The organism is Mycobacterium florentinum, from assembly GCF_010730355.1.
GTDB lineage: Bacteria > Actinomycetota > Actinomycetes > Mycobacteriales > Mycobacteriaceae > Mycobacterium > Mycobacterium florentinum.
On record NZ_AP022576.1, the window covers coordinates 917544 to 930282 of the forward strand.

Annotated in this window: 12 protein-coding genes; 7 read left to right on the forward strand and 5 right to left on the reverse strand. The window is 68.2% G+C overall.

What is annotated here, in order from left to right:
* Positions 1 to 62 precede the first annotated feature (62 nt).
* The 4 genes from G6N55_RS04410 to G6N55_RS04425 all read left to right on the forward strand — a co-directional run bounded on the left by G6N55_RS04410 (position 63) and on the right by G6N55_RS04425 (position 3622).
* A complete protein-coding gene (locus tag G6N55_RS04410) occupies positions 63 to 1331 on the forward strand; it encodes an ammonium transporter (RefSeq protein WP_085225437.1) in 1269 nt (422 codons plus the stop codon).
* A gap of 140 nt (positions 1332 to 1471) precedes the next feature.
* Entirely contained in the window at positions 1472 to 2245 is a 774-nt protein-coding gene (locus tag G6N55_RS04415; RefSeq protein ID WP_085225439.1) for an ABC transporter ATP-binding protein, read from the forward strand.
* Positions 2242 to 2997, forward strand: coding sequence for an ABC transporter permease (locus G6N55_RS04420; protein ID WP_179968118.1), 756 nt, complete (start codon positions 2242 to 2244; stop codon positions 2995 to 2997). Before G6N55_RS04415 ends, G6N55_RS04420 begins: the two co-directional genes overlap by 4 nt.
* 1 nt (position 2998) lies before the next feature.
* Positions 2999 to 3622: a TetR/AcrR family transcriptional regulator gene (locus G6N55_RS04425; RefSeq protein ID WP_085225443.1), complete on the forward strand. Its 624-nt coding sequence runs from the start codon at positions 2999 to 3001 to the stop codon at positions 3620 to 3622.
* Here G6N55_RS04425 and G6N55_RS04430 read toward each other — a convergent pair.
* Genes G6N55_RS04430 through G6N55_RS04445 form a run of 4 tightly spaced genes read right to left on the reverse strand, consistent with a single transcriptional unit; the run spans position 3588 to position 7843 of the window.
* Positions 3588 to 3806: a Trm112 family protein gene (locus G6N55_RS04430; protein ID WP_085225445.1), complete on the reverse strand. Its 219-nt coding sequence runs from the start codon at positions 3804 to 3806 to the stop codon at positions 3588 to 3590. The two genes, G6N55_RS04425 and G6N55_RS04430, sit on opposite strands and share 35 nt — an antisense overlap.
* Positions 3799 to 6783, reverse strand: coding sequence for an acyl-CoA synthetase (locus G6N55_RS04435; protein WP_085225447.1), 2985 nt, complete (start codon positions 6781 to 6783; stop codon positions 3799 to 3801). Before G6N55_RS04435 ends, G6N55_RS04430 begins: the two co-directional genes overlap by 8 nt.
* A 30-nt stretch (positions 6784 to 6813) precedes the next feature.
* The gene (locus G6N55_RS04440) at positions 6814 to 7581 is read right to left on the reverse strand and encodes an SDR family NAD(P)-dependent oxidoreductase (RefSeq protein WP_085225449.1); all 768 of its coding nucleotides are present in this window, start codon (positions 7579 to 7581) and stop codon (positions 6814 to 6816) included.
* A gap of 25 nt (positions 7582 to 7606) precedes the next feature.
* Positions 7607 to 7843 carry a hypothetical protein gene (locus G6N55_RS04445; protein WP_232078922.1) on the reverse strand — a complete coding sequence of 79 codons (237 nt, stop codon included), beginning with the start codon at positions 7841 to 7843 and terminating at the stop codon, positions 7607 to 7609.
* Between the two features lie 58 nt (positions 7844 to 7901).
* Here G6N55_RS04445 and G6N55_RS04450 point away from each other — a divergent pair, with 58 nt between their 5' ends.
* From G6N55_RS04450 to G6N55_RS04460, 3 genes are read left to right on the forward strand one after another with little or no spacing between them, the layout of a single operon-like run.
* On the forward strand, positions 7902 to 8564 hold the full coding sequence (locus G6N55_RS04450) for a TetR/AcrR family transcriptional regulator (protein WP_264000870.1): 663 nt from the start codon (positions 7902 to 7904) through the stop codon (positions 8562 to 8564).
* Between the two features lie 47 nt (positions 8565 to 8611).
* Positions 8612 to 10378, forward strand: a complete 1767-nt coding sequence (locus tag G6N55_RS04455; protein WP_085225450.1) for an ABC-F family ATP-binding cassette domain-containing protein — start codon at positions 8612 to 8614, stop codon at positions 10376 to 10378.
* Positions 10379 to 10383: 5 nt separating this feature from the next.
* Positions 10384 to 11682, forward strand: coding sequence for a cytochrome P450 (locus G6N55_RS04460; RefSeq protein ID WP_085225452.1), 1299 nt, complete (start codon positions 10384 to 10386; stop codon positions 11680 to 11682).
* Here the strand turns inward: G6N55_RS04460 and G6N55_RS04465 are convergent.
* Entirely contained in the window at positions 11665 to 12735 is a 1071-nt protein-coding gene (locus G6N55_RS04465; protein WP_085225453.1) for a type III polyketide synthase, read from the reverse strand. The genes G6N55_RS04460 and G6N55_RS04465 overlap by 18 nt on opposite strands.
* Between the last annotated feature and the right edge of the window lie 4 nt (positions 12736 to 12739).

A 12739-nucleotide genomic window follows, 5' to 3' on the forward strand; every position in this document is an offset into this window, starting at 1 on the left:
GAACCTACCGAGAGCACAAACATGGCAAACTCTCCGGTTGCCGCCAGGCAAAGGAGCCCACAATGCATGCAATCGACCCCGCCGCCACCGCGTGGCTGCTGGCCAGTACCGCACTGGTCCTACTGATGACCCCCGGCCTGGCGATCTTCTACGGCGGCATGGTCCGCACCACCGGGGTGCTCAACATGATCATGATGAGCTTCGTCTCCATCCCACTCGTCACCGTGGCGTGGCTGCTGGTCGGCTACACGCTCGCGTTCTCCGAGGACGGGGCGGGCGGGTTCATCGGCAACCTCAGCCATGTCGGGATGCTCGGGATCACGCCCGACACCGTGCACGGCACGGTGCCCGAACTGCTCTATGCCACCTTCCAATTGACCTTCGCGATCATCACCGCGGCCCTGGTCAGTGGCGCGATCGCCGACCGCGCCCGCTTCGCCGCCTGGATCGTGTTCGTTCCGGTCTGGGCGATCGTCGTGTATTCAGTTGTCGCACACTGGGTGTGGGGGCCGGGTGGCTGGCTGAACAAGATGGGCGTGCTGGACTACGCGGGCGGCCTGGTCGTCGAGATCGTCTCCGGTTCCTCGGCGCTGGCGCTGGCGCTGGTGCTCGGACCGCGCATCGGCTTCAAGAAGGACGCGATGCGCCCGCACAATCTGCCGCTGCTCTTCGTCGGGGTCGGGCTGCTGTGGTTCGGCTGGTTCGGCTTCAACGCCGGTTCGGCGTTGGCGGCCAACGGAACTGCCGCGGCGATCTTCCTCAACACGCTCGTCGCCGGTTGCCTCGGCATGCTCGGCTGGCTCACGGTCGAGCAGATCCGCGACGGCAGGCCGACAACGTTCGGGGCGGCATCCGGGGTGGTCGCCGGTCTCGTCGCGATCACCCCGTCGTGCGGCACCGTCAACACGCTCGGCGCGGCGGCGGTCGGCCTCGCCGCGGGCGTGGTGTGCGCGTTCGCGGTGACCGCGAAATTGCGCTTCAACTATGACGATTCGCTCGACGTCGTCGGTGTGCACTTCGTCGGCGGGGTGGTCGGGGTCTTCCTGATCGGGCTGCTCGCCACGGCCGTCATGACGTCGGGCCCGCAGGGACTGTTCTACGGGGGTGGCTTCGGCCAGCTCGGCAAGCAGACGCTCGCGATCGCCGTCGTCGCGGTGTACGCGTTCGCGGTGACCTTCATTCTGGCGAAGGTGATCGAGCGGGTGATGGGCTTCCGGCTCAGCCCCGAGGACGAAACCACCGGCGTCGACTTCACCCAGCACGCCGAAACGGCCTACGCCGAGGGCGTGCACGGACACCTGCCGCTGCGCCGTCCCGGTTCGCCCACCTGAATCAACGCCGTCGCGCTGACCGAGCGCGCCGGCCGCAGTCACAGGGGCCGCGTCCGTAACGCGGCCTGACCATGCGGTGATTTGCATCTGCGCCGCCACACCCCCTTGACACTGCCGGGCCGCGGGCGGATATTCATCACATGATGATTTCATCTCGTGATGAATTAATCCGTCCTCAAGGCGAGGCCGCTATCGACATCGCGCATCTGCGGGTTATCCGCGGCAACCGCCCCGCTCTGCACGACGTCTCGGTGCGGATCGCGAAGGGCAGCATCACCGGCCTGCTCGGCCCTTCGGGCTGCGGCAAGACCACGTTGATGCGCTGCATCGTCGGCACGCAGATCGTCACGTCGGGAACCGTGACCGTGCTCGGCAGACCCGCCGGCTCTCCCGAGCTGCGCCGCCGCGTCGGTTACCTGCCGCAGGACCCGACCATCTACAACGACCTGCGGATCGTCGACAACGTTCGCTACTTCGCTTCGCTGTACGGCTTCGACAGCCGGGCCGCCGACGACGCGATCGAGCGGGTCGGGCTGACCGACCACCGCACCGCGTTCAGCGCCAACCTGTCCGGCGGCCAGCGCACCAGGGTGTCGCTGGCGTGCGCATTGGTGTGCCAGCCGGAGCTGCTGGTGCTCGACGAGCCCACCGTCGGTTTGGACCCGGTACTGCGGGCCGACCTCTGGGAGCAGTTCAACGAACTCGCCCGCGCCGGAACCACCCTGCTGGTCTCGAGCCACGTGATGGACGAGGCCGACCACTGCGGGGACCTGTTGCTGATGCGCGACGGGAACTTGGTCGCCCACACCACGCCGACCCAACTACGAGAGGACACCGGATGCACGTCTCTGGAGGACGCGTTTCTGTCCATCATCAAGCGCACCATGGCGCCCGCCGGTCCGAAAGCGGGATGAGCCTCAAGGGGTACACGGCCACCACGACGCGGATCCTGCGCCAGCTGGCCTCCGATCACCGCAGTGTCGCGATGATCCTGGCGGTGCCGGTTTTGGTTATCACCTTGATGTACTTCATGTTTCACAATGCGCGGCACCTACCCGGCACGCCGTCGCCGTTCAACAATGCGTGCCTGATCCTGCTCGGCCTCTTCCCGCTGTTCGTGATGTTCATCATCACGGCGATCACGATGCAGCGGGAACGAGCCTCCGGGACGCTGGAACGAATTCTGACCACTCCCCTCCGCCGGCTCGACCTGCTGATCGCCTACGGCACCGCCTTCTCGATCGCCGCGGCCGCCCAGGCGACGGTGGCGTGCACCGTGTCGTTCTGGTCCCTCGGCTTCGACACGGCGGGCAGCTGGGTGTGGGTATTCGTGATCGCGATCGTCAACGCGGTGCTCGGCGTCGGCCTGGGCCTGCTGTGTAGTGCGTTCGCGCGCACCGAGTTTCAGGCCGTGCAGTTCATCCCGCTGGTGATGGTGCCGCAGCTGCTGCTCGCCGGCATCATCGTTCCCCGCGCGCTGATGCCAGACTGGTTGCAATGGATCAGCAATGTGCTGCCGGCCAGCTACGCGCTGGAGGCTCTGCAACAGGTGAGTTCGCATACCGAGCTGACCGGGACCGCGGTGCGCGACATCGTCGTCGTGGCGGGTTCCGCGTTCGCGGCGCTGTGCCTGGCCGCTGCGACGCTGCGGCGCCGGACGCCATAACGTGACGGCCACCAACACCGGGCGCCGGCGGCCCGGGCGGCCGGCCGGAAACTCCGACACCCGCGATCGCATCCTGACCAGCGCGCGAGAACTATTCGCCCGCAACGGCATTGACCGTACTTCGATACGGGCCGTGGCCGCGGCGGCGGGTGTGGATTCCGCGCTGGTGCATCACTACTTCGGGACCAAACAGCAGCTGTTCGCCGCGGCGATACATCTGCCGATCGATCCCATGACGGTGCTTGGGCCGATACGCGAGACTCCGGTCGAAGAACTCGGGCTGCGGCTCCCGTCGCTGCTCTTGCACATCTGGGACTCCGAGCTGGGAGCCGGCTTGATCGCGACCATGCGGTCGTTGCTGTCCGGTGCCGAGGTGAGCTTGGTGCGCTCCTTTTTCCAGGAGGTGATCGTCGGCGAAGTCGGGCCGCGCGTCGACAATCCACCGGGCACGGGCCGCATCCGCATCCAGTTCGCCGCGTCGCAGTTGATGGGCGTGGTGATGGCCCGCTACATCCTCGAATTGGAGCCGTTCGCGTCGCTGCCGGCCGACCAGGTCGTGGCGATGATCGCACCGAACCTGCAGCGCTACCTCACTGGGGAGTTGCCGGACGGGCTCGTTCCATGAGACGGGCGTGCTCGTCGTCGTCGTCGACATCGCGCGCCTCGTCGATCAGCAGCACCGGGATGCCGTCCTCGATGCGGTAGGCGCGGCGCAGTCGCGGGTTGTAGAGCAGTTCGTCACCAACCAGCAGCAGCGGGCCGCGGTCCTGCGGGCAGACGAGAATGCTCAGCAGCGTGTCGTCAAGCATCAGTGCCCTTGTAGGTGGCGCTCAGCTCGGCCCGCACCGCCGGCGTCAGCTTGCGGTACTGCTCGCTGGCGACATCGAAATACCAGGCGTGGCGCCCGGATTTGGGGATCCCGGCCGCCCGCAGCGCGCTGACCGTCGGACGATAGGTGGCGCTGAGCGTCATCTCCGGCACCACGTGCACGATGTCGGGCCCGAGCCCGACGGGCATCTCGGCGAACGCCTCGGTCAGGTCGGCCGCGGTGATGCTGGCTCCCGGTAGCAGCGTCACCGCGGACAGCGCCACCTCCTGGTTACCGAACGGCACGTTGTAGGTCACCGCCAGGTCCACACCGTTGATCAGGCCGAGCGCGTCGGTGACCGCGTCGGAATAGACCAGCCCGCGCCCGGTGTGCACCACCGAGCCGCGCCTGCCCAGCAGCCAGTAGTCCCCGTCCTCGTCGCGGCGGAACAGGTTCTCGGTGGAGATCCAGGTGTCGGCGGGCGCGAAGACCCCGCGTTTGACCGACGCCGTCGGATCGATCGGTCCTCGGGATGCCGCGAGCAGCACGCCGACCTGATTCGCATCGGCGACCTGCACGAAGCCCCGTTCGTCTTCCAGGATCAGGTCGTGTTCGGTGTCGTAGGCGCCGAGCTCGATACGGCCGGCGCCGGGCAGCGGGCGGCCCTTGCTGCCGATCTTGGCGCCGGACACGTTGGCCAGCACCGCCTGTCCGTCGGTGGTGGCGAAGAACTCGACGACGTGTGCGGGGGCGAACGCGTCGACCACCCGCTGCCACAACCCGGTCGGCATACCCGAGCCGATGAACAGCCGAACCGGGTGATTGCCGTGCAGCACAAAGGCGGGATCGTCGACGATGTCGCGGAGCATCGCCCAGGTGTAGGACACCACGGTGACGCCGTATTGCCGTATCTCGTGGACGAAACGGTCGGCATGCAGGCCGCGCGACAACGCGATGCGGGTTCCGCCGACGACCGCGCCGCCCAGCGCAACCAGCAGCGCGGACTCGTGATGCAGCGGCGTCAGGCAGTACACGGTGTCGCGGCCCTCCAGGCCGGCCGCCGAGGCGGTTCCGAACGCCGACACGGCCCACCGGTAGTTGGTGATCTGCTTGGCGACCAGTTCGCCGCCGGCCGAGCTGAGCGCGATGAACGCCAGGTCGCGGGCCAGCCCCGGGTTGGGCCGGTACCAGGCGGGCAGGTCTACGGCGTCCGGGTCGATCTGTTCCATGTCGATGACGTTGCCGTCATCGGGCAGGTCCAGGTTGCGCGCCTCACCACCACCGAGCACCAGCACCTGTCCCGGCCATTGGCGCGCGGCCTCCAGGTTGGTGGGGTCGGTCAGGATCTCGGTGACGCGCCCGAGCCGGACCGACGCGGCCAGGTCCGCCTCCGGGTGCATCACCACCGCGACGGCGCCCAACCGCGACAGCGCGGCGATCGCGACCAGAGCACTGGGCCGGGTCTCCATCAGCACGCCCACCCGGTCGCCCTGCCGGACGCCGACCTGAATCAGGCCGCGGACGACGTTGTTGATGCGCCGGTCGACCGCTTCGTAGGTGTGCACGCGTCCGTCGAACAGCAGGAACTCGCCGCGCGGGGACCTGCTGGCCTGCTCGCTGATGATGCGGCCCAACGAGATTCGCGTGTGGTCGTTGATCTGTCCGAGCCGGGCCAGCCGGGGCAGCGTGCGTGCGGTCTCCACGGCCAGGGTCCGCATGGACTTGTTGGCCGCGACCGCCGCCCCGGTGGCGCCGCGGACCAACTCCAGCGCCGCCTCCGATGCCTCACCGAGGCCGTGCGTGATCCGCGAGCTCAGCGCGACGCCGCTGTCGGTGTGCTCTTCGGGCTGATCGGCCATCAGGTCGATGCCGGCCGGCTTGTCGCCGCCGGAGGACAGCCACTCGATCCACGCGGCGACGGTGGGCCAACCCTGCTCTGCGGCTTTGGATCCGACGACCAGGCCGAAATGGCCGGTGCGGATGCGGGCCTCGTAGACCTCGGCGTCGGGCGCCGCCCGCCGGATGCCTCGCACCGACGCCGGCTGGCCGATGTCGTCGACCTCGCCGACGAAGGCCAGCACCGGGCAGGTGATGTCGGTCAGCGTGACCATCTGCCCGTTGACGGCGAAACCCCCGGTCATCATGCGGTTGTGCGCGATGAACTGCTTGAGCAGCTCGGAGATCGCCGGGCCGGACCAGGCGATCCACCCCTCGCGCTCGAGGAATCGGCGCTGTTGTTCGCGGGGCAGCAATGCCTCGCGGTCGTGCAACTGACGCACGAAGTCGACCCGGGCCTTGGCGGTCTTCAGCGGGTCGAGCATCTGGAAGCCGGCGCGCGCCATCCAGCCGGGGATGGCCAGTCGGCTGAAGACGTGATCGGCCATGAAGTTGGCGACGGGCGGGGCAAAGTTTGCCGGGATGCCCATCGGCAGGGCGGCCAGGGTGTCCACCGGCGACCCGAAGGTGACGATGCTGGCCAGCGCCTTCGAACGCCGGTAAGCGGCGACCTGATAGCACCACATCCCGCCCTGCGAATACCCGACCAGGTGCACGTCGGTGCCGGTGGCGTCCCGGACCGTGTCGATGGCCTGGCTGAGCGCGACGATGTGGTCGGCCAGGTTGCGGCGCATGCCGCCCTCGACCTTGTCCGGTGAACCGAAGTCGATGACCCAGCAGTCCAGCCCGTGCGAATGTAGGATGCCGACCGCGCCGTCTTCGCGGGTCACGTCCCACATGTCGGCCGACATCATCATCGGGTGCACCATCAGCACCGGCGGGCCGACCGGCCGCTGCCCGGGGCGATTGTCCGGCGGAAAGTAGCGCCGGAGCTTGTACATCGGCACGCTCTCGACGATCTGCGACGGCGACGGAACGGTGCCGGTCTCCAAGCCCCCCAGCCGCAAGACCTCCAGGCCGTTCTGGGCCGTCGCGACCAGTCGTTCCACCGGCCGCGTGATCATCGACAAGTTCAGATCCATCGCTGCTCCCCACTCTCGACAGCTGAGACATCATGGCACATCAGGGCGGGTAAGACGGCGGGACCTGGACTTCTCATCAGCCGCCGCACTCGTGGCGATCGTTCGTCGATTCCGGTCCCGGCCTTTCAACGCGGCATCGGCGATGCGCGCTGGGTCAGCCATGAAGGCCTTCGGGGTGCGGCTCTCGGCAGCGAGCATGCCTGCCACTTCCGCAAGTTCGGTGCGGACGCCCCCAGGACACAACGCAGTGACGGTCACGCCACTGCGGCCAAGCTCCCAGTCCAGCGATTCGGCCAGCGACGTCACCGCTGCCTTCGTTGCGGCGTATGCCTGAAAATGCGGCATCGGTTGGTTGCCGGCCATCGACGAGACGAGCAGGATCGCCCCGCTGCGGCGCTCCACCATCGCCGGCGCGAGCGATCGGACAAGCAGAAGCGATCCCTCCACGTTGGTGCGGATCAGCTGCTGAATCCGCTCGGGATCGGCGTCTATGAACGCGCCGCCCATCCCGAATCCGGCGCACGGGACCAGCACGTCGACTTCGAGTCGGAGCCCCCGGATTTCAGTCAGCAACGTGGCGCGCCCCGTGGGATCGCTGACGTCGGCGGCGATCACCTCGATGCGGCGGCCACCACGGCGCAGCTCCCTTGCCAGCGATTCGAGCCGCTCACGGCGCCGCGCGACGAGGATCGCATCATGGCCGATAGCCACGAGTCCGCGTGCCAGCTCGGTACCGATACCGGACGAGGCGCCCGTGATAAGAGCGACGGCGCCGGGTCGTGGGGCGGGAATGGCCATGACGCGCGGTCACCCGAGCAGCGCGTCAGTCGGCCACGATCGCGGCGGAATTGGAGCACATCTGAGCCCACATCTGAAAGCCGAAGCGTTCGGCGTCGACACCGTCCTCGATTCCCTGCGCCGGCGTGCGGCCCTCGGTCTCACGGCTGAACTTGCTCGCGTCAGAACTGACCGCACCGGCAATGATGAACGCGCTGAAGTCGTCGGCGACGGGTGCCAACTGGGCGCCTACGGTCCCCGCACTGGTTGCGGTCTCAGTCATATTTTTACTCCTGATTCAAAATTGTGATACCGATCACCGTATTCAGTACGGTATTTATGTGTCAAGAGATTCTGAAGCACCGGCGAAGCGAGGCCCACGCCCTCGGTTCACCCGCGAGGAGGTACTGAAGGCGGCGCTGCGAGTGATCGACGCGGAGCCGCCCGAGGCGTTCACGATGCGCCGCGTGGCCGACGAGCTCGGCATGGGCGTGATGACCCTCTACGGCTACGTGCGCAACAAAGAGGAGATTCTGGAGGGCGTTACCGTCCTTCTTTTCGCCGAAGCCCATCGCCCGACTTCCACCGTGAACTGGGACCAGCAACTCCGCACCGAAGTGCGGACGCTGCACACCATTGGCCGACGGCATCCCAACCTGGTGACCCTGGTGCTCGCCCAACGTTCAGCCACCCCCGGCATGTTCAGCATCCGCGAGCGGATAGTGGCGGCCCTGCTCGACGCCGGCCTCACCGAAATCCTCGCGCTGCACGGCTTGGGCGTGCTGTGCAACTACGCTCTTGGTTTCGCCGGAGCGCAGGCGGCCGCGGCGCCGATCGATCTACCCGACCGGATCAGGGAATTGCCTGGGGATACGTTTCCCCGGTTGTCGGCGCTCGCCGGCAACTACAGCGCCCATCTCAGTGATGAGGCGTTCGAGTTCGGGTTGGATCTACTGGTCAGCGGTCTGCACGCCCAAGTCGCCAAGTGCGCTGCTCCGAGCTGACCGCACAGCCAAGAACTGCTTGACAGGCTGGCAGTAGGGTCGTCCCAGTGGCGCACTTGATCGGGGCCGAGGCCGTTCACCTGGAATACCCGACCCAAGTGGTTTTCGAGTCGATCTCGCTCGGGGTCAACGACGGCGCGCGCATCGGCATCGTGGGGCGCAACGGGGACGGCAAGTCCAGCCTGCTGCGGCTGCTGAGCGGTCAGCTGCAGCCCAACTCCGGCCGGGTCACCCAGCGCAGCGGATTGCGAGTCGGCGCGCTGAGCCAGGCCGACACCCTGGACCCGGCGCACACCGTCGGCTGGACGCTGGTTGGCGACCAGCCGGAGCATCAGTGGGCCGGCGACCCGCGCATCCGCGATGTGGTCGGCGGGCTGGTCTCCGATATCGATTGGGATGCAACGGTTTCCACGCTCAGCGGGGGACAGCGCCGCCGGGTGCAGCTGGCCCAACTGCTGATCGGCGAGTGGGACGTCATCGCCCTCGACGAGCCCACCAACCACCTCGACATCGAGGGCATCACCTGGCTGGCCGACCATCTGCAGCAGCGCTGGACACGCAACACCGGCGGGCTGCTGGTGGTGACGCACGACCGCTGGTTTCTCGACGAGGTCGCCACCACGACGTGGGAGGTGCACGACGGGATCGTTGAACCGTTCGAGGGCGGCTACGCGGCCTATGTGCTGCAGCGCGTGGAGCGGGACCGGCAGGCCGCCGCGGTGGAGGCCAAGCGGCAGAACCTGATGCGCAAGGAGCTGGCGTGGCTGCGCCGGGGGCCGCCGGCGCGGACCTCCAAGCCGAAGTTCCGCATCGACGCCGCCAATCAGCTGATTGCCGACGTCCCGCCGCTGCGCAACACCGTCGAGCTGGCCAAGCTGGCGACGGCGCGGCTCGGCAAGGACGTTATCGATCTGCTCGACGTGTCGGTCTCGTTCGGCGAACGGCCGGTGCTGCGCGACGTCGAATGGCGCATCGCGCCGGGTGAACGGACCGGCATCGTCGGGGCCAACGGGGCGGGCAAGTCGACGCTGCTCGGGTTGATCGCCGGCACCATCACGCCGGACACCGGGCGGGTCAAGCGCGGCAAGACCGTTCAGCTCGCGGTGCTCGACCAGCAGGGCGATCGATTGGCCGACATTGCCGACGACCGGATCGCCGACGTGCTGGGCCGGCTGCCCGGCGGCTACGAGGTCGAGGGTCGCGAGGTCACCCCGGCCCAGCTGCTGGAGCGACTCGGCTTCACCGAGCTCTCCGCGCGCGTGGGCGAGCTGTCCGGCGGGCAGCGGCGACGCCTGCAGCTGATGCTCACCTTGCTCTCCGAGCCGAACGTCCTGCTGCTCGACGAACCCACCAACGACGTCGACACCGACATGCTGACCGCGACCGAGGATCTGCTCGACTCCTGGCCGGGCACCCTGATCGTCGTCTCCCACGACCGCTATCTGCTGGAACGCGTCACCGATCAGCAGTACGCGATTCTCGACGGCCGGCTGCGTCACCTGCCCGGCGGCGTCGACCAGTACCTGCGGCTGTCCGCCCGGTCGACGGGCGCCGCGGAACCGCCGCGGGCGACCCCCGAGCCCGAAGCGATGTCCGGCGCGCAACGTCGGGCCGCCGAGAAGGAGCTGGCCTCCCTGGACCGCCAGCTCGCCCGGCTGGCTGACCGGATTGCGGCCAAACACGTCGAACTGGCCGACTACGACCAGTCCGACCACGTCGGCATCACCCGGCTGACGGGCGAGTTGCGCGCCCTGGAAGACGAAGTCTCAACGCTGGAAAGCCGCTGGCTGGAGCTCTCGGAAATGGTCGAATAGTCACCATGAGGAGCCAACCCGTTCGCTATCTGCCCGGCGAAGGGTTGCTCGCCCTGTACCGGCTGCGCGGGCCGGTGATCAACTCCGGCGTCGGCCGGCACGGCTACACCTATCTGCTCGGACCCGAGGCGAACAAGTTCGTCTTCGCCAACGCCGACGCGTTCAGCTGGGCGCAGACGTTCGAGAGCCTGGCGATCGTCGACGGGCCCACCGCGCTGATCGTCAGCGACGGGGACGACCACCGCCGTCGCCGCAGCGTGGTGGCGCCGGGGCTGCGGCACCGGCAGATCCAGGACTACGTGCAGACCATGGTGTCCAACATCGACACGGTCATCGACGGCTGGCGGCCCGGGCAACGGCTGGACATCTACCGGCAGTGCCGCTCGGCGGTCCGGCGCAGCACCGCGGAGAGCCTGTTCGGTTCGCGCCTGGCGGCGCACGCCGACTTTCTCGGTGAGCAACTGCAGCCCCTGCTGGACCTGACCCATCAGCTGCCCCAGGTGGTGGCGCTGCAGCAGCGCCTCAACTCGCCCGGATGGCGACGGGCGATGGCCGCGCGCACCCGCCTCAACGACTTCATCGACACCCTGATCGCCGACGCGCGCACCGCGCCCAGACCCGACGACCACATGATGACCATGCTGATCAACGGCCGCGGCGACGAGGGATATGCGTTGAGCGACAACGAGATTCGCGATACGATCATTTCGCTGATCACCGCCGGGTACGAGACCACGAGCGGTGCACTGGCCTGGGCGATCTACACGCTGCTGACGCTGCCCGGCGCGTGGGACAACGCCGCCGACGAGGTACGCCGCGTCCTGGGCGACGAACCGCCGAGCGCGGCCGACCTCGACGCGCTGACCTACCTCAACGGCGTCGTCCACGAGACGCTGCGGCTGTACTCCCCCGGCGTGATCTCGGCCCGCCGGGGGATGCGCGACCTCCGGTTCGACGGGCACCGCATCCCCGCCGGCCGATTGCTGATCTTCAGCGCCTACGTGACGCACCGGCTGCCCGAGGTGTGGCCGCACCCACGCGAGTTCCGGCCGCAGCGGTGGGACCCGGGCGCGGCCGACTATCGCAAGCCCGCTCCACATGAGTTCATTCCGTTCAGCGGCGGGTTGCACCGGTGCATCGGGGCGGTCATGGCCACGACCGAGATGACGGTCATGCTGGCCCGGCTGGTCGCCCGAACCAAGCTACGGCTGCCCGCTCAGCGCATCCGCGCGGCTAACCTCGCGGCGCTGAGTCCCACGCCGGGATTGGTCGTCGATATCGCCGAGTCAGTGCCAGCGCAGTAGCACGAGCTCGGAGGAGAATCCGGGGCCCATCGCAACGATCAGGCCCGGGCTGCCGCCGGTCGGCGGCTTGGCGATGGTGTCGCGCAGCACGTGCAGCACCGAGGCCGACGACAGGTTGGCGATCTCACCCAGCGAGCGCCAAGTCAGCTCCAGCGCCTCCGGGGGCAGCTCGAGGCTCTTGCCGATCGCATCGATCACCTTCGGGCCGCCCGGATGGGCCACCCACGCTTCGATGTCGTCCCTGGTCAGCCCGTGCCGGCCGAGGAATCGGTCGACGTCGTCGGCCAGCTGGGCTTCGATCACCGTCGCGAGCTCCGGGGAGAACACGGGCTGCAGGCCGGCGGGGCCGACGTTCCACGCCATGATGTGCAGTGATTCCGGGTAGAGCCGGCTGCGCGAGTCGACGACGTCGGGCCCGCTGGGGCGCAGCTGCCGGTCTTGTTCGGCGCGACGATCGCCGACGGCAACCACCGCGGCCGCCCCGTCGCCGAACATCGCGGTCGAGACCAGCCCCGATACGGTCGGCTTGACCGTGGGGAAGGTCAGCGAGCACAGCTCGACGGAGATCAGCACCGCGACGCCGTCGGGCGCACCGCGCAGGTAGTTGTGCAGGGAGGCCAACCCCGCCGCACCCGCCGCGCAGCCCAGTCCGAACAGCGGTAACCGGCGCACATCGGGGCGCAGGCCGACCCGCCCGGCGATGCGGGCATCCAGCGACGGCACCGCGACGCCGGTAACGGTCGTGGTGGCGATCATGTCGACGTCGCGGGGCTGCAGCCCGGCCTCGTCGAGAGCGCCCAGCAAAGCCTCGCAGCCGAGGTCCACGGCGTTTTCGATGAAGATTTCGTTCGTCTCGGTGAAGTCGGTCAGCGACAGATAACGCTCGAGGGGAAGGACGAGATGGCGGCTGTTGACCTTCGCGCCGGCGTGCAGACGCCGGACGATCGCTTCGTGCTCTTTGAGAACCGGGAACTCGACGAATTGGTCGGTAATCTCGCCCTGGCTGTACCGGTTCGGTGGCAGTGCACCGAACACACCTGCGATGACACTCATACCT